Below are 16,397 nucleotides of genomic sequence, written 5' to 3'. Positions count from 1 at the left end.
TTTCGACTGATGGTAGACGAGCGGGTAAAACATCGGCTAGAACCTGCTGCGCTGTCTCCCTTGCAAGTAGAAGACATCCTGACAGGGACCCAGGGACAGAAACAGCAGGATGATCCTCTTTTTCTGGCTGTACATACTGATCAACGCACGATATACCCAGATTTTTTGGAATTTCCAATGCCACTGGTGTCGGATCGGCTGAAAGCATTATTGGAGAAATATATGCCGGGACTGGAATGGGAAGCCGCTATTCTCACTGATTTTCAGCAAGCTAGACAGGACGTGTACTGGATGCTTCGTCCGCCGATAGTGGATTGCGTGTCCGCACAAACGGAGTGGTATCCCAATGATGTGTTGAAGCATTTGGTGCTCAAACAGGGGGATATCCCATCGCCTGTTTTTCGGATTGCGGGACTGATCGAACCCCATATCTATATCCATCTGTCGGTGGCAGAAAGTCTGCTGCGTCGATCTTTTACAGGCATTCGAGTACAACGAATCGAGATGGAGCACTAAGGAGGAGGGAGCAAGGTGGAAGAAGCCCAAGTGAAACCGGGAACCGGTGCGAAAAAGAGCTATGTCGTGGCGGGAGCAATTTTAAGCTGTAGTTATGGCACGCAGCCTACCCGTTTGAAACGGCCTTTTAGCCATGGGGTCTACGTGAAAAACAAAGCACAAATGAACATTGGTGATTATGTACCGGGTGTGAACATCCAGTCTTTTGGAAACTGCTCCAGTCTATTAAACCCGGCTGTGCAAGCCAGTGACATGGTGGACATCTATGGTGTGAAGAAAGCCCCGTGTGTTCCTGTCCTGACCATGCCGTGGCTGAACGGAAAAAGCGACATGAGGATTGAGGGCCAACCTGCCTTGACACAGAACTGTACCCATCAGTGTCTGTATTGTGGTCATATTCGAATTGAAAATGACGGGCAGGAGCTGGATTAATGCCTGTTTCATGATTGCTATATTTCGGACACCACCTCGCGGCTTTATGCTGTCGGAAAGGAGAAATGAACTCACTTGAGCGTATTGCAAAACGGAATCGGGTATGAAAGTCTGCGTTTCTACGGTTCTTTTCAGCCTCAACATATAGAGAAGCTTCAAATGACAAGAGCCATCAACGATCACGCGTATTTGATGGTGAGCGGCGTGCTGTCGGAAGAACAGGGAGCCGCGTGTATTGGGCAGAACATGGAGGAGGAACCGATTGTCATCCGCCAATTGGATGAGCAGGGACAATCGCTAAGACGATTGTTCCATGGGATCGTTACGCGTATGTCGGTGCATTGCACGCGGGGGGTGTATACCTTTGAACTGGAGGCGGCTTCACATTCGTAACAGATGGATATCAAGCTGAAAAAGCGGTCCTATCAGGATATTCACCGTACCTATGACGATCTGGTCACTACGATGGTTCGAAAATACCAGTATGGAGATGCCATTGATACCGTCACGAACTATGCCAAACTGGACACTTTTGTTTTACAATATGAGGAGACGGATTGGGCGTTTTTAAAGCGCCTCGCCTCTCGCTTTGGGTCGGTGCTGGTGCCGGAGGTGACCGCAGCGTCGCCCAAGGTCTTTTTCGGGATGCCGGAAGGCAAAACGTACAAGGTGGAACGGGATGTATTTTACCGGGTACGGAAAACGTTTCATGGGCTAGATGAGGGAAAGCCGGGAGAACGCGCAGGCTCGTATGTGACTTATGTGATCGAAAGTTTGCTTTATGTGGCGCTAGGGGATCTCATTACGCTACCGATTGGATCAGGAAAAGAGTTGGTCGTCGTTCGGGCAGTGACACAGTTAGAGGATGGCTTGTTGCTCACTCGTTACGATCTCCAGGCCGAACAGGATATCCGCTATGCCCGTTATGAAAACGATCAAGCCACGGGAATTACATTGACGGGTAGTGTGTTAAAGGTACAGCAAGACTTTGTACAGCTCCAGTTGGATATCGATCCCAAACAAGACCCGGCTAAAGCATGCTGGTTTCCGGTGGCGACTCGCTATGTAGCGGAAGAACACAGCGGCTGGTATGATATGCCCGAGATCGGGGAGCGTGTGGAGCTTTACTTGCCGACGAGCCGGGAACATAAAGCGTATGTGACGGATTCGCTGCGGCAACATCGCCACACGACGGGGCAGCCAGACGTCAAAGTATGGAGACATGCCCAAGGAAGTGGCGTGGACATGTCGGAGCAAGAGCTGACCCTGTCTACCTCGGGAGCATTTTCCATTACACTCCATGAAGGGAGTGGCATTACCGTCAGCAGTCCGGGAAATGTGCAGATTCAAGGCGGTCATGTGAAGCTGGATGCAGGGCAGGAGCTGTCACTTGAAGCAGGAAGTGCATTGTATCTCAAAGGCGGAGACAGCAGCATGGTGCTGGATGGTGAAACGGATATCAAAGCCCCGGTGATTGATCAAGAGGGTACGGTGAAAGCTCCAGTGTTCGTCATGGATCTTCCTCCCGTGCCGGAACCACCGCTGATGAATATTAAGGCATATGAAGCAGCACAATCCGCAGCAGCGAAGGCTACATCCAACAGCACAGCAAAGCCCCCGACCGCGAAGATCACGAGCCCGGCAGCTCAAAAAAAAGCCGATGCGATGCTGGGTACGGTGTCCAAGCTGTTAGGCTCCATTCCGGTGATGGGAGTAGTGGCGGGAGTTGCGATGGGAGCAGCAGCGCTAATCGGACCTATGGGAATAGCAGCGGGTTCGATTCTGCTCGCAACCGCAGCTATTCCTGTTCGCAGCACAGGAACGAGTCGTGCTGGAGGCGGAGGTGCCAAAGGTGGTTTGCACCCGCTGAAATATTTGGCTGGTTTAGCACTGGAAGGACTCATCAGTCAGTACGAGCACGAGCAAGCCAGGGATGCCTATTATAGCAAGTGGATACTGGGGAAGGTGCTCACAAGTGCGCGTGAGTTAGGGTTACCCACTTCATTGGAGGGCTTAGTACCCTATATACGGCACGCAGCTCAGCTTGCAAATGAAGTGGCACACGCATACCAACAGATTCCTGCGGATTTAAGACAACGCTGGAAAACGAATTCCGACAGCTATATGGCCCAACAGTTGAAGCCAAAGAAAGAAGAAAAAGAGCAGTCATGGTGGGATCTTATGGCGGCAGGCCAGCTCCAGAATGCCGAAAATGAAGCGATCATGGCGAAGCAGATGGCGAACGAGTTGGAGTATACCGCGGATGTGGGTGGAGAAGTTGTATTAGGAGCAGCAGCCGCAGTTGTAGAAGATTATTCGTTTGGAATAATGAATAAGGAATATGCTTCAGATCATCCGATGGCGCGTAAAACAGGTGAAGTGATCGGACATTCCCTGACAACTGTAGCCGGAGCCGTAGAAATGACTGTTGCTGTAGTGGAAGGATTCTTTGGTGGTTTGGTAACGAGCACGGGTGTAGCAGCACCTGTAGGCGTGGGTGTTATAGTACAATCTGCCCTTTTGGGAGCACATGGGGCAGGGGTAACGTATACCGGAGCATCCAATAGTGTGGAAAGTGCTAAGGATCTTTATCGAATGTCTAAAAGCGAAGGTCCAAGTAGTTCAACGCCGCCTAAACCTTCTAGTGCGAAGTCAGGAAAGAGTGAAGGAACACCTTCCTCGCAGAAACCGAGCAAACCAAACGAGAAGATACCTGAAACTGAGGGGATGGGTGGAACTAAAAAAACATTTGGACAGAACGGAACGCAATTCGAAAGTAAGACAACATGGCAAAACGGTAAAACAGAAAGAATTGATGTTGAAAATCCTAACCCAGGCCAAAGAGATGGACAAATTCATTATCATGAGTCTAATAATACTAAGTGGTATCTTGATGTGAAAAATAAAGAGTTTTATAATCAAAAGACTGGTGAAAGTGCACCTAGTAAAATACAAAAACTTCTTAAAGATAAAGATGTTCAAAAGGCTATAGATAAAGGTCTTAAGTTTTTAGGGGAAGATACTATATTTAAATAGAATTTTGGGAGTGTTACAAAATATGGAGTATAACAACAGAAATATGTCTGATTTAAAAAGTGATTTATTTAGAAATTTAATCAGTATGACAAACAAGAACTTTTCTCAGCTAGAAAAGATAATATATCCCAAAATAGTAGAAGTTCGAGAGTGTTTTATTCTTGATTTAGAGGGAGAATTGAAAATTGAAAACATAAATTGGGAGAGGATAATGAAGTTTCATAAAGATAAAACAGGTTATGAGGCATCATGTAATGAACTCCGTGTTAATGACTACATTAAGGATATTAATATGACAAGGGATGATATTCTCATTTGTGCACTTCAGATAATGGAGGGATGGGAAAATCAGTTGAGAAAATGTTTCCCTGGACATAAATTTCTTATAGTCTTGAGTTGCGACGACCAATATGCTACTTTACGCTTTTATAAAGAAAGACCCGAAGAGAAGAATTGGTTAAGTCATGATTTAGAAGGATATAAAGATCAAGCGATTATGGTAAAAGAAGTCTTGTGAAATCAAATGTAGTATTAAGCTCAAGAAACAGAAATAAGGGACTTTTTTACGGAAATGCACGAAGATAAATAGATTTATAACTCCTACAACAAAGATAGTACAATACAATAAACCAAACACAAACCAACTTGAAAAACACTTGATAAACTTTCAAAGGCTTATTCCAACTTGAACGATTAAGAGGAATGAGCTTTTTTTGCATGTCTAAATACAAGGAGGAAGCAAACAATGGCGAAACTTTATATGAATAAGCTTGAGGGAATATTTGGTCAGGAAGACGTTATAAGAAAAGTTGATCCTTCAGATGGGAGTACGCCAATACATGTGTTTTTTTACTATGATTTACCTGGAGAAGGTATGCTAACAGCGGTGACGTATGGTTTATCTGATGGTGAATTTACAGGCTGGAAGAACGCGAAACCAGAACTAATCATAAGTCTAGAAACACAAGATGAAAGTTGGGGGCTGGCTGCTGCTTATTTTGCTGCTGAATTTAGGGGAGTAAAGGCATTCTCTTATGCAGATTTGTTTACTTTAGATGAACCTATATCACAAGAGTCTGATATGACAGGTTATTTTGTTTTTGCCTCTGCAATACTAGAAAAAGAAGACTCGGTGATTGAGCTGCCCGATAAGACAATACAGTTAGTTGGGATGTATCCTTTGTACAAAGAGGAATTTGATCAAATAAAAAGAACAGGGATCAAAGATTTTTGGCATAACAAGGACTATGATATATACGGTGTTAATAGGGTCAATCTAGCAAAGGCGAATATCTAAAAGTCCTTAAAGGTGGAGAAACGCTCCTCTAACGTCCAGAATAATTTTATGACTGTCTTCGAATTGGACTACGTTTTGAGATGGCCGAAAGCAAAAACAGGGTGTACCTCTTTTCTCTTGTTGCAGAGATTGCCTAGTAATGAAAAACATACTGTTTTAGAAAAGTATAATGATGACAGACTAATTTCAATAGGGCTAAACCCACTATGATAAGACTGGTCATAGTGGGTTTTTATTATGCACTCGGTATGGACTATAACATAGGGATGAAAGTTTGATCACGCTGGGCAGGAAGGGATTAGGAATAGAATGAGGTAGAAGAGATAAAGCCAATTCAATTCCAAAACCTAAAAAAGGGAGACCATAATGAAGCCTATAATGATAACTAAAGGATGGAATAAACACGATCTTTGGAAGGGATGTATACTTTCATCTATTGCACACGCAATTATGGTGGCCCATTACCCTGAACTGTCCTATGAACATTCTTGGGATGGAATGAACTACAGTGTTATTGACGGAACAGGTGGGAGAGCAACAATTACATTCAGTGAAAAGTATTGTGTTGCAGCATTCCGAAATGACAATGCTACTCGTTCTGAAATTACAGCTGCTATTGATTTTTTTGAAGGAGCACCCAATGAAGTCTTGGAGCTAGCGAGAAACGAAACTTTGGAGTATCTGCTGGAAGAAGGGGAAGATGGTATATCCATCCCTTCCATTACAACAGCTTTTTGGGGAGATCAAGATAACACGATCTCTGTAGATAATGTAGTAAGGATAGTTTTAAATGGAGGCTATCTTTTAGAAAGACAGTTAATGGAATATGATTCAGCAGTTGAATCTTGGCGAGATTGTTATGAGATGACGGATGAACAAGTTGATCTTCTTAAATCAATATACACGAGAAAGATTAAAGATTTAAGTAATGACATAATATTAACCAAGAAAGAAATTGAAGCGATTGGAACGAGTGATCCTGAGGGATTGAATGAAAGCGAGACTTCCTTTGGGGAAATGGGAATACGTTGGGGCAATTAACGCTGGGTAGTCAGATGTTATTGTCTTGCTTTATCTGAGTGATAGCGACGATACTGACTTTGGCGTAGTTTGACGCTTTCGTCGGTATCGTCGCTTTTTTGGATTGGAAAAGGGGAAGAGGAAAGACGTTTTATAGCTTTATGGTGAGTAGTACAATACAAATTTACGAAGAAAAATCACAGGCTTATCACCATCGTCATGCTATTGACTCTTAGTTATCATACATAATATAACTTTTAGATATTATCCCGGTACGTAGAATAAATTGTGTACAAGCCTATCAGTGCCAGTATAAGGATAACGTAAACAATAATTACGGGCAACCCGAAGGCTACTCCATTACCCAATGCAATACCTATTTTTCTCATTATTTTTCACTCCTTTTTTATTGATTATTCTTTTCAAATGGAAAATTAACGAACTGGTTAAACAGCGTTTTGGTCTGAACCGATTTTAAAAATTCAAGTATCATCTGATGTTTTCCAAAAGCTAGCATAGCTAATATGAGATAGCGAATTAGTGTTACATTCCTGAAAGTGAAGCCACCTGGATAAAACCTATTAATCTGATGTACTATTTCCTTTATAGCAGAGTTAACGGTGGGACCTCCGCTTACAGCCTCAATTTCATTCCAGTATTGTTGAATGCAATGGATGATTTCCAGAATGTTGTCATAGTCATCTTTTTCTGAACGTTGTATGGATTCTTTAATCGTTCGTAAATTCAACCAGTCCAAGAACATATCGGCATCAGCAATAGTTTGCTGACTTGTAACTTGTGGATTTGGTCTAGTGAAGAGCTTCAGCCCTTGGCATGTCATACTACAACCCGATGCTAACATTTGTACAAGACTGAGGATGTTTCGGAAAGATTCTTTCTCTGCCTCCTGCTGTTGTTTTAATTCTTTAAGATCTTGATTTGAAGGCCGCCCTGGTTTTTTCTTGGGTACAAATTCTTGCTTCTTCGCTAAAGTAAATGTTAGATGTCTGTTTAATAGAGAAAGTGTCCATACTGTCTAGTAATAATAGGTAGATTTTAGCCTATCTAATTATGATCAGAAAGGAATGCAGTATGGGAGTCAAACCGTTGTGAGACAACTGCGGAAGGAGCGTGAAGGGATAAAAAGGACATTACAACAGGAAGAAGCAAATGGGGAAAAAATACAGAATGAATTACAACAAATATTACGTATAGTTAGTATGTTCTCTAGGTACCTCGAGAATGGTTGGTTAAAAGATGTAAAGTATGTGCCAGTTTTTAAGCGTCCGCCTCTTTTAGTGCTTAGGGATCAACGGTACTCAGTATTGTATCGTTTATACAAAGATATTCATACTGATATGAAGAGGAATCCTTCTAATCGTCAAAGTACCTATCCTTTTAAACGATCATCTGTCTTAATGGAAGTCTATTCAACATGTTTGGTCATTGATGTTTTAAAAGAGTTAGAGTTTGATTGGGATTCGGGCTGGCTTGCTGACCATTATCAAGAACAATATGTGGGTGAGCTTTTAACAGGTGAAAGAATGATTTTCAGAAAAGATGAATATCGTTTAGAGCTTATATATGACCAGGAGATACCAAAACGTTTGAATGAGGATGAGTTTGGATTTATAGCAAATAATCATAGCAGACCCGACCTTAGATTGGATTTATATGATACTGATGGTAAACTTATTAAATCACTAATCATTGAAGTAAAGTATCGAAAATACAGATATTTGTGGAATGCTCGGCTCAACCGAGAAACAGATGATTTTATTCAAATCAGCGATTATAATCGGATCCTATATCGTTGTCCTATTGAAAGAAATCGTAGCAACAAGATAGATAAAGTTATTACGTTGTATCCTAAGCAAACAAACGGAACTGCATACGAACATAAATACGATAAAACGGTCACATTTATTCAAGTAGAACCGATAGATCCTAACTCAGATGAAGTTTCTTTTGGATATGGATACCTTAAGAAAGAAATAGGAGAATTTATTGAAAAAAATATTATGTTGAGTAAAAGAGATACACTTGCAGGTAGTATAACAGTGAATTGATGCATTTGATGAGATTGTTGTTGAATTTAATGTAAATGAAAAGGACAGATAGGGGAATAGAGACGGTATGGACTTTGGTGTAAGACGACACTTTCGTCAGTACCGTCACTTTTAAAAGTGGCGTTAATACCTTTTCCTTTATAAAGGTCTAAAGTTTTAATAATGTAGGGGAGTCTATTACATTTTTAAGCTACCTCCCCAAACATTCCGAACATTACAATACGCCGAATTGTGGATTTGCTGCTCCGCGGTTCGCCTCCATCGTACAAATCCACAACTTGTAGCTTAAAGATGACTTCTACATGCTCTTTGTAGATCTACATAGCTGCCGATGAACTTCTTGATCACAAGAAGGCTCCGGCTGGAGATGTGGCCCTGAAAGCCAGAAAGCAGTTGTCGCAGAGCATCCTCTGTGATGGCTGCTTTTTCTTTTATCTCTGGAAGCAATCCAAGGGTTGATCTTCTCTTCTTACGAATAAGTATTGACACGGATAGAAAAGTATTATATCTTTATATCAAGATAAATAAATTAAAGATATAACCGATCAAAAAATTTTAAATATGGAGGTATAGATATGATTACAATTTTAAAAAGAATTAATCAGCTTGCAAAAAAAGAAAAAGAAGTCGGGTTAACTGAAATTGAAAAAATTGAACAAACTGATCTTCGCAAAGAATACCTTCAAATATTTCGGGGTTCTATAAAAAGCATTCTCCTGAATGCTACTATTTATGATCCGCATGGAGACGATATTACTCCTGAAAAACTAAAAAAAGAACAGGCTCAAATAGTACAGCAATGAACTTAGTTCTATCTAATATCTTTAATTAAATAATCTTAAAATAAATATGATATGGAGAGTGATTTTTATGTTGGCAAGTGGATTGTTACTGGTACGTTTGGTGGTTGGATTGTTGTTGGTCGGGCACGGAGCTCAGAAACTTTTTGGCTGGTTTGGAGGCTATGGTCCAAAAGGTACTGGCGGTTGGATGGAATCGGTCGGAATTAAACCGGGAGTATTCATGGCCGTGTCCGCTGGGTTGATGGAATTGCTGGGAGGAGTCCTATTTGCTTTGGGACTACTCACTCCATTGGCTGCATTGTTCATTACGGTGACTATGCTCGGGGCGATTTTCAAAGTACATGGCCAAAACGGAATTTGGGCAACAGCTAATGGCTATGAATATCCGCTAGTTCTGATTGCAGTCGTAGTCGGTATCGCATTGACAGGGGCAGGCTCATATTCCATCGATGCAATACTTAAATAAAAGTTATGAACCTTTAGAACACAACATCCCCTATTCGTCATGTGTATCTCTAACTACTTAGACGAATAGGGGTAATTTTTTGTTGTATGGTTATTCTGCCGAAGGTTTCTTTTGTACGTCTCCACTCGTTTCTTTCTCAGTGAAAAAGTAAAGCAAAGCTAGCAACGGCAGCGCGACTCCAATGAGAGCACTGAAATTCCAACCTCCTTGCGCATAAGACCAACCGCCTAATGATGATCCAATGGCACCGCCTACGAAAAAAATAGACATGAAGAGTCCGTTCAGACGCCCTCTCGCTTCACTTCCCAAGGAATAAATCACACGCTGCCCAAGTACAAGATTTCCCGATACGGCCATATCCAGTGTAATCGCTGAAACAAAGAGTAGTACGAGAGCTACGGTCGAATGGTTTTGAAAAAGATAGATTAGCAAAAAAGACAAGGCGGCAATGATCATGGCAAGCCCGGTTAAGAATTTACTCCAGCCTTTATCAGCCAATCTCCCGGCAATTGGAGCTGCTACTGCGCCGCCCACGCCTACTAAAGCAAACAATGCAATACCTTGCTGGGACATTCCGAAATCATCTGCCAATCGTAGAGGAACAACAGTCCAAAATAGGCTAAAGGCTCCAAATAGACAGGCTTGATATAGGGCACGGCGGCGCAATACGGGCGTTTGTTTTAAAAGAGTGCCTAGAGAGAAAATTAATTTGCCGTAAGATACCGTAGGCGCAGGCTTACGTTCAGGAAGAGCACGCGAGAGCAGAACCGTCAACAGCGTCACAACAATTGCTGACAAAATAAATACGGCCTGCCACCCCCAGATGCTGGTTATAAAACTTGCCACCGGTCGTGCGAACATAATTCCTAGCAACAGTCCGCTCATTACATTCCCAACAACCCGGCCTCGCTGCTCTTCAGACGCTAAATAGGTGGCATACGGCACTAGAATTTGGGCTACCACAGATCCGATTCCAATGAACAGAGATGCGGTCAGGAACAACGACGCATTGGGGGCGAATGCGGCTGCGAGCAATGCAACGACTGTAATGATTAGCGATACGACCATGAGGCGTCGATTTTCAATAATGTCACTGAGCGGTACGATAAACAGCAATCCCACGACATAACCGATTTGAGTTAATGTGACAATGAAGCCCGCTGCTGTGGAAGAAAGGCCCATAGCAACATGGATCGGCCCTACCAGGGTTTGAGCATAATAAAGGTTGGCAACGATAAGGCCGCATGCGGCTGCCAACAGAAACATCATCCCATTTGAAATACGGTTACTTCCTATTGCTTGTTGTTCTCTTTGCATGATAATCCTCCTTATGATTGTTTGGTGATTGTGCAACAACACTTCTTCAATTCAATGCTACCGGAAAATAAATACTGAACGTATAGTTCATTAATTCGATAATCAAATAATATACTGAACGTTTGGTTTTGTAAATAGGTAAATTCGTTTTATTTTTACTTGTTATTTGATATACTGAACGTACAGTTTATTTTATAGTTATTTATACCTATCAGGAAGGTGGCATTCCAGTGCAGAGTAAAAGAGGACGCCCGCGTAATGTCGAGACACAAAAGTCTATCCTTAACGCTTCATATGATTTACTGTTGGAGCATGGCTTTGGAGCGGTTACGGTAGAAAAAATTGCTGAACGAGCTAAAGTTAGCAAAGCGACCATTTATAAATGGTGGCCTAACAAGGCTGCCGTGGTGATGGACGGCTTTCTGTCAGCTACCATAGCGAGATTGCCTGTGCCGGACACGGGTTGTGTATTAGATGATATTCTCATTCATGCCACGAATTTAGTACGGTTCTTAATAAGTCGAGAGGGTAAAATCATTACGGAGTTAATAGGTGAAGGGCAGCTTGATTCAGGATTATCGGAGGCATATCGGACCCGATATTTTCATCCTCGGCGGCTCGAGGCCAGGCTCCTTTTGGAGCGGGGGATGGAGCGCGGGGAATTGAAGAAAAATCTCGATATTGAATTAAGTATAGATCTCATTTACGGACCGATTTTTTATCGATTGCTGGTAACCGGTTATCCATTAGACGATTCCTATGTGCAACAATTAGTCATGAATGCGTTCGAAGGAATTCGCTCGGACTGAATCGCGGAGTCCTCTGGGCCGTGGTCATAGCATGCTGGAGAATGAAGAGATTGGAAAAATTGCTGCCGCCCATAGCAAAACCATTACACAAACGATTTTACGTTGGCATATCCAACTGGGCGCGATCCCAATCCCGAAGGCCTCTTCTTTAAAGCACCAAACTGAGAATTTGGAGATTTTTGATTTTGAGTTGTCGGAAGAGGAAATGAATGTGATTTCGGCGTTCAGCAGTGAGGACGGACGGATATGGGGGCAGGACCCCAAAACCTATGAAGAATTATAAAGCGGAAGGATAGACTCCTCTCCATTTGATGAGCCCACTCAGCGAGCGGGCTTTTTTTGTTTCATGAGTTAGATTGTAGGTGGATTGTAGGTCAAACACTCAAATGTCAGGGAAATGAACCCTTTTTTCCAGATTTGATGTATTATATGGTGGAATGTAATCTTTTCGAAGGGAGACCATGATGGGGATTCTGTCGAGATTTAGGGATATTATGAAAATGAATGTTAACGCCTTATTGGATAAGGTGGAGGATCCGGAGAAGACGATTGATAATTATATGCGGAACCTGAACATCGACCTGGGCAGGGTGAAGGCGGAGACAGCTTCAGTGTTGGCGGATGAGCGAAGAGCGAAAAGAGCTTTGGATGAATGCAGAGCCGAGATCAAAAAGCTTCAGAATTATGCTATGAAGGCAGTGGAAGCTGGCAATGACGAGAATGCTCGAAAGTTTCTGGAGAGAAAGGCAACGCAGGTGGAGAAACTGGAACAATTCGAAACCGCTTATGACTTGGCTTCATCAAACTCCGAAAATATGAAACAAATGCAGAATAAACTGGTGTCCGATATGGACCAATTGGAAGCACGGCGCATCAAGCTAAAAGGGAAACTGGCGGTTGCCAAAGTACAGCAATCATTGAACGCCATGGGCGGCCAGGATTCCGTATTCGAAGCTATGGAAGAGAAGGTTAACAGGGCATATGATGAAGCAATGGCTATAGCCGAGCTTAGAGCAGGGACGCAGGACGATCTGGATGATTTATTCGCACAAGTTGAGAAAAGCACGAACGCAGAAGATGAATTGGCTGCGATCAAAGAAAAACTGAAAGATCAGAAATAACAGTTCTTTATGATAGAGGTGAGCAGATGCCGGTTATCGAATATAAATGCCCAAACTGCGGCAGTGGCATGGTCTTTGACAGTGAAACAGGAATGTTATCCTGTCACAGTTGCGGAAGAAAGGACAATATTGAGTATTTTCCAGATCCTCTGACGAATCATGTTTTTCTAGAAGACGAGGCTCTGGAGTACCATTGTACCAGCTGCGGAGCAGTTATTATGACCGAAGTGGAGACAAGCGCGACGGTTTGCAGCTTTTGCGGATCAGCGGTTGTGCTTGGCGAACGACTGACCGGGGAGTTGGCTCCGGCGCAGGTCATTCCTTTTTCGATCAGCAAGGAAGAAGCAATACAAGCATTCCGAAAATGGTGCAAGAATGGCCGTCTGACGCCAAATCGGTTCATGACAGCAGACCGAATCAAGGGAATCACCGGGATGTATGTGCCCTTCTGGTTATATGATCTACATAATAAAATTGAAGTTCAGGGTCAGGGTACCAAGGTGAGAACCTATACGAGCGGCGACTACGAGTATACGGAGACACAGCATTTTGATGTATACCGGAAAATCCGTCTGAATTATGTAAAGGTTCCGATTGATGCCGCGGAGAAAATGAATGACGAGCTGATGGATAAATTGGAGCCTTTTCCTTACGAACAGCTAAAAAGCTTTAAAACCCCGTATCTCGCCGGCTACATTGCGGAGAAATACAGTTATAATGACGAGGAGCTCTTCCCGCGAGTAAAAGAAAAAGTGAAGGAATATATTGATGCTTATATTCAGTCTGCGGTGTCAGAATATACGGCCGTGAACTACACGGAAAAGCAAATTGATACTACATTAAAACAAGCAGATTATGTCCTGCTTCCGGTATGGGTAATACACTATGACTACAATCGATTGGAGCATACGTTTGCCATGAACGGTCAGACAGGTAAGGTAGTCGGCAAGCCTCCGATTAGCAAGGTCAAAGTGACTGCCTGGTTTGCAGGCATTTTCGGTGTCTCTTTCCTTTCATTGAAGCTAATCACTTGGGTGATCATGGGGGGGATATTTTAATGAAAAGGGTTGGACTGATCCTGGCAATCTTGGTTTTCTTTGCTGCTTTTCTAGCCGTTCCCATGGAAGTGAAGGGCGAAGCGGCTACAACGGAATGGAAGTCATTGATTTATGATGAAGCGGGTCTGCTTAATCAGACAGAGTATAATGAGCTGAACACGATGGCTAATCAATACGGGGCCGAAAGAGAGACGGATATTATTATTTTTACCTCCAGTAACCCCGACAATATGGATGTTATGAAAATGACGCAGGACTTTTATGATGATCATGGACCTGGATATGACAGGTCTCATGGAAATGCGGTCATTTTAACGATGGATATGAGAAATAGAGAGATTTATTTGGCCGGATTTTACAAAGCGGAGCGGTATCTGGATGACGACAGACTGGATAAAATACGTGACGAGATTAGTCCGTATCTGACGAGCGGTAACTATGAGCTTGCATTCCAAAAATATATTTTAAGTGCGCACAGGTATTTGGGAATCCGGCCAGGGGTGAACCCGGACAGTATATTTTATAGTATTGCGTTTCAATTGGTGGTTTCACTGGTATTGGCGGGGATTATCGTGGGGAAGATGGTTTCCAATTCCGGTGGCCGAGTTACGGTAAATCGGCAGACCTACGAGGATGCGGGCAATTCAGGGATTCTGGAGCATCGGGACCAGTACCTTCACACCACGACAACGAAACGGAAGATTGAAAAGAGCAGCAGTAGTAGCGGCTCAAGCGGGGGCGGAACCACCAGTGGCGGTCATTCGCATAGCGGCAGCAGAGGTTCATTTTAACTGAGGGGATGGGAACAGAATGTCGTTCTTTAGAAATCAATTTGCGAATGTTGTAGAGTGGGAAGAATTTAGAGATGATATGATTTTTTGGAAATGGAGCAATCGGGAGATTAAAAAAGGAAGCAAGTTAATGATCCGTTCCGGTCAAGACGCGATTTTCGTTAATAACGGCAAGATTGAAGGGATTTTCGAGAATGAAGGATCTTACAATATAGATTCTGAGATTATCCCGTTCCTGTCCACGTTAAAAGGGTTTAAATTCGGCTTTAACAGTGGTATGAGGGTGGAAGTTTTATTCGTCAATACGAAGGAGTTTACCGTCAAATGGGGGACGCAAAATCCGGTTTTGATCCCGACTCCCCAGCTTCCGGGCGGTATGCCTATTCGTGCGAATGGCACGTTTAATTTTAAGGTGGACGATTATGTTACGCTCATAGATAAGGTTGCCGGGATGAAAGACAGTTATCTGGTGGAGGATGTTAAAATCCGGATTACTTCTGTGCTGGATCAGTTGTTAATGAAGTGGATCAGCAGAGAAGGGAAGGACATGTTCAATCTGCAAGCGAATGCTTCCGATATTTCCAAAGGCATTCAAGAAGATCTGGATATGCAAGTGATGGACAACGGGATGACGATTACAGGCTTTCATGTGATGAGCTTCAATTATCCTCAAGAAATTCAGGATATGATTACGAAGACGGCTTCTCATGAAATGATCGGTAATTTGCAAAAGTATCAACAGGTCACGATGACGGACGGTATTGCATCTGGCAACGTAAAAGGCGGCGGCGCTGCTTCGGATATGGCGAGTATGATGATGGGGATGAATATAGCAAATGAAATGATGAAAAATTTGAATCCCAACCAAAATCCTCCGGCCGAGCCTCAACCTGAATCTGAATCTGCCGCTCCTTCTCCTTCTGGAGACCATAAAAAGCCCAATTTCTGTCCTAACTGCGGTGTGAAAAACGAAGGAGCTAACTTCTGTCCGAATTGTGGTCAGAAATTGAACGCGTAACCCATGAGGTCGGTTTATTTACGAGCTGAAAATAAATTTGTTTAATACTGAATAAGTGGATAGTCCCAAGGAGTGAATTTATCGTGTATCAAAGACTCTTGCAGTCCCATAGCATATTCCCAACAAATGATATTGAGAAAACATCTGAGTTTTACAGCCAATATTTAGGATTTAGAGCTGTGTCATATTTGGAGGCAGAAGAGCCACATATTTGTTTGTATCGTGATGATACGGAAATTATATTGACTAAATCTTTGGGACAAAAAGTTGTTCCCAATAGAGAATTATATGGTTATGGGTATGATGCCTACTTTATTACCAAGCAACAAGAACATATAAACAAGAATTTGAGGCAGCCGGGGTAAAAATTGTACGCTCTTTGTCGAATACAGACTATAACAATAAAGAATTTGTTATTGAGGATGTAGATGGTCGGTGGATTGCTTTTGGAATTAAAGAAACCAGTGCATCAATGGAGTGAAAAATTTACTCTAACAAGGATGGCCCATCTGAAAAACCGCTCACTGAGCGGTTTTTTTTGTCACTATAAAGGATTGAAAAATGTGCACAAGATAAGGTACTATAGCTATATAGTATATATTTATATTAATTAATTAGTTATACATTAACAAAATATATGTATA

16 protein-coding genes and 2 pseudogenes are annotated in these 16,397 nt (G+C 42.6%); 16 read left to right on the top strand and 2 right to left on the bottom strand.

All coding sequences use genetic code 11. The features are described 5' to 3' along the window. Positions 1-9: 9 nt before the first annotated feature. From ASL14_RS11090 to ASL14_RS11065, 6 genes and pseudogenes are all read left to right on the top strand, one after another. Positions 10-516, top strand: a complete 507-nt coding sequence (locus ASL14_RS11090; RefSeq protein WP_134914517.1) for a hypothetical protein — start codon at positions 10-12, stop codon at positions 514-516. 15 nt (positions 517-531) lie between these two features. Continuing rightward, on the top strand, positions 532-948 hold the full coding sequence (locus ASL14_RS11085; RefSeq protein WP_134911626.1) for a DUF4280 domain-containing protein: 417 nt from the start codon (positions 532-534) through the stop codon (positions 946-948). Positions 949-1,023: 75 nt separating this feature from the next. Next, positions 1,024-3,984, top strand: a pseudogene (locus ASL14_RS11080) (contractile injection system protein, VgrG/Pvc8 family). A 22-nt stretch (positions 3,985-4,006) separates the two neighbouring features. Beyond that, positions 4,007-4,501 (top strand): hypothetical protein, encoded by a 495-nt coding sequence (locus tag ASL14_RS11075; protein WP_134911625.1) that lies wholly within the window; start codon positions 4,007-4,009, stop codon positions 4,499-4,501. A gap of 228 nt (positions 4,502-4,729) precedes the next feature. Then, entirely contained in the window at positions 4,730-5,281 is a 552-nt protein-coding gene (locus ASL14_RS11070; RefSeq protein ID WP_134911624.1) for a suppressor of fused domain protein, read from the top strand. Between the two features lie 366 nt (positions 5,282-5,647). Then, positions 5,648-6,322 (top strand): hypothetical protein, encoded by a 675-nt coding sequence (locus ASL14_RS11065; protein ID WP_134911623.1) that lies wholly within the window; start codon positions 5,648-5,650, stop codon positions 6,320-6,322. A 385-nt stretch (positions 6,323-6,707) separates the two neighbouring features. Here the strand turns inward: ASL14_RS11065 and ASL14_RS11060 are convergent, their stop codons facing one another. Beyond that, on the bottom strand, positions 6,708-7,142 hold the full coding sequence (locus ASL14_RS11060; protein WP_223264288.1) for a hypothetical protein: 435 nt from the start codon (positions 7,140-7,142) through the stop codon (positions 6,708-6,710). 268 nt (positions 7,143-7,410) lie between these two features. Here ASL14_RS11060 and ASL14_RS11055 point away from each other — a divergent pair, with 268 nt between their 5' ends. The 3 genes from ASL14_RS11055 to ASL14_RS11040 all read left to right on the top strand — a co-directional run bounded on the left by ASL14_RS11055 (position 7,411) and on the right by ASL14_RS11040 (position 9,639). Next, positions 7,411-8,370, top strand: a complete 960-nt coding sequence (locus ASL14_RS11055; protein ID WP_134911622.1) for a hypothetical protein — start codon at positions 7,411-7,413, stop codon at positions 8,368-8,370. A 575-nt stretch (positions 8,371-8,945) separates the two neighbouring features. Further along, positions 8,946-9,173 carry a DUF896 domain-containing protein gene (locus tag ASL14_RS11045; protein WP_134911621.1) on the top strand — a complete coding sequence of 76 codons (228 nt, stop codon included), beginning with the start codon at positions 8,946-8,948 and terminating at the stop codon, positions 9,171-9,173. 67 nt (positions 9,174-9,240) lie between these two features. After that, on the top strand, positions 9,241-9,639 hold the full coding sequence (locus tag ASL14_RS11040) for a DoxX family protein (RefSeq protein WP_134911620.1): 399 nt from the start codon (positions 9,241-9,243) through the stop codon (positions 9,637-9,639). A gap of 90 nt (positions 9,640-9,729) precedes the next feature. On the opposite strand, the gene ASL14_RS11035 is transcribed toward ASL14_RS11040, so the two are convergent. Further along, positions 9,730-10,956 carry an MFS transporter gene (locus ASL14_RS11035; protein WP_134911619.1) on the bottom strand — a complete coding sequence of 409 codons (1,227 nt, stop codon included), beginning with the start codon at positions 10,954-10,956 and terminating at the stop codon, positions 9,730-9,732. Between the two features lie 230 nt (positions 10,957-11,186). Here ASL14_RS11035 and ASL14_RS11030 point away from each other — a divergent pair, with 230 nt between their 5' ends. From ASL14_RS11030 to ASL14_RS11000, 7 genes and pseudogenes are all read left to right on the top strand, one after another. Then, a complete protein-coding gene (locus tag ASL14_RS11030; protein WP_134911618.1) occupies positions 11,187-11,765 on the top strand; it encodes a TetR/AcrR family transcriptional regulator in 579 nt (192 codons plus the stop codon). Beyond that, positions 11,761-12,048 (top strand): annotated as a pseudogene (locus tag ASL14_RS11025) (aldo/keto reductase); the annotation flags it as partial. The gene ASL14_RS11030 and the pseudogene ASL14_RS11025, both read left to right, overlap by 5 nt. A gap of 181 nt (positions 12,049-12,229) precedes the next feature. After that, positions 12,230-12,886, top strand: a complete 657-nt coding sequence (locus ASL14_RS11020; protein WP_134914516.1) for a PspA/IM30 family protein — start codon at positions 12,230-12,232, stop codon at positions 12,884-12,886. A 26-nt stretch (positions 12,887-12,912) separates the two neighbouring features. Beyond that, a complete protein-coding gene (locus ASL14_RS11015; RefSeq protein WP_134911616.1) occupies positions 12,913-13,944 on the top strand; it encodes a TFIIB-type zinc ribbon-containing protein in 1,032 nt (343 codons plus the stop codon). Further along, positions 13,944-14,735, top strand: coding sequence for a TPM domain-containing protein (locus tag ASL14_RS11010; RefSeq protein WP_134911615.1), 792 nt, complete (start codon positions 13,944-13,946; stop codon positions 14,733-14,735). Before ASL14_RS11015 ends, ASL14_RS11010 begins: the two co-directional genes overlap by 1 nt. A 19-nt stretch (positions 14,736-14,754) precedes the next feature. Continuing rightward, entirely contained in the window at positions 14,755-15,753 is a 999-nt protein-coding gene (locus tag ASL14_RS11005) for an SPFH domain-containing protein (RefSeq protein WP_134911614.1), read from the top strand. 83 nt (positions 15,754-15,836) lie between these two features. Then, the gene (locus ASL14_RS11000) at positions 15,837-16,118 is read left to right on the top strand and encodes a VOC family protein (protein WP_223264287.1); all 282 of its coding nucleotides are present in this window, start codon (positions 15,837-15,839) and stop codon (positions 16,116-16,118) included. The last annotated feature ends 279 nt before the right edge of the window (positions 16,119-16,397 follow it).

The organism is Paenibacillus sp. IHB B 3084, from assembly GCF_001447315.1.
In the GTDB taxonomy this organism is placed as follows: domain Bacteria; phylum Bacillota; class Bacilli; order Paenibacillales; family Paenibacillaceae; genus Paenibacillus.
This window is presented reverse-complemented; position numbering and strand designations above follow the sequence as displayed.

Excerpts from the sequence above, each read along its gene's own strand:
- ASL14_RS11090 (WP_134914517.1), top strand. The coding sequence starts at position 10 with ATGGTAGACGAGCGGGTAAAACATCGGCTAGAACCTGCTGCGCTGTCT.
- ASL14_RS11075 (WP_134911625.1), top strand. The coding sequence starts at position 4,007 with ATGGAGTATAACAACAGAAATATGTCTGATTTAAAAAGTGATTTATTT.
- ASL14_RS11070 (WP_134911624.1), top strand. The coding sequence starts at position 4,730 with ATGGCGAAACTTTATATGAATAAGCTTGAGGGAATATTTGGTCAGGAA.
- ASL14_RS11065 (WP_134911623.1), top strand. The coding sequence starts at position 5,648 with ATGAAGCCTATAATGATAACTAAAGGATGGAATAAACACGATCTTTGG.
- ASL14_RS11060 (WP_223264288.1), bottom strand. The coding sequence starts at position 7,142 with ATGACATGCCAAGGGCTGAAGCTCTTCACTAGACCAAATCCACAAGTT.
- ASL14_RS11045 (WP_134911621.1), top strand. The coding sequence starts at position 8,946 with ATGATTACAATTTTAAAAAGAATTAATCAGCTTGCAAAAAAAGAAAAA.
- ASL14_RS11040 (WP_134911620.1), top strand. The coding sequence starts at position 9,241 with ATGTTGGCAAGTGGATTGTTACTGGTACGTTTGGTGGTTGGATTGTTG.
- ASL14_RS11035 (WP_134911619.1), bottom strand. The coding sequence starts at position 10,956 with ATGCAAAGAGAACAACAAGCAATAGGAAGTAACCGTATTTCAAATGGG.
- ASL14_RS11020 (WP_134914516.1), top strand. The coding sequence starts at position 12,230 with ATGGGGATTCTGTCGAGATTTAGGGATATTATGAAAATGAATGTTAAC.
- ASL14_RS11015 (WP_134911616.1), top strand. The coding sequence starts at position 12,913 with ATGCCGGTTATCGAATATAAATGCCCAAACTGCGGCAGTGGCATGGTC.
- ASL14_RS11010 (WP_134911615.1), top strand. The coding sequence starts at position 13,944 with ATGAAAAGGGTTGGACTGATCCTGGCAATCTTGGTTTTCTTTGCTGCT.
- ASL14_RS11005 (WP_134911614.1), top strand. The coding sequence starts at position 14,755 with ATGTCGTTCTTTAGAAATCAATTTGCGAATGTTGTAGAGTGGGAAGAA.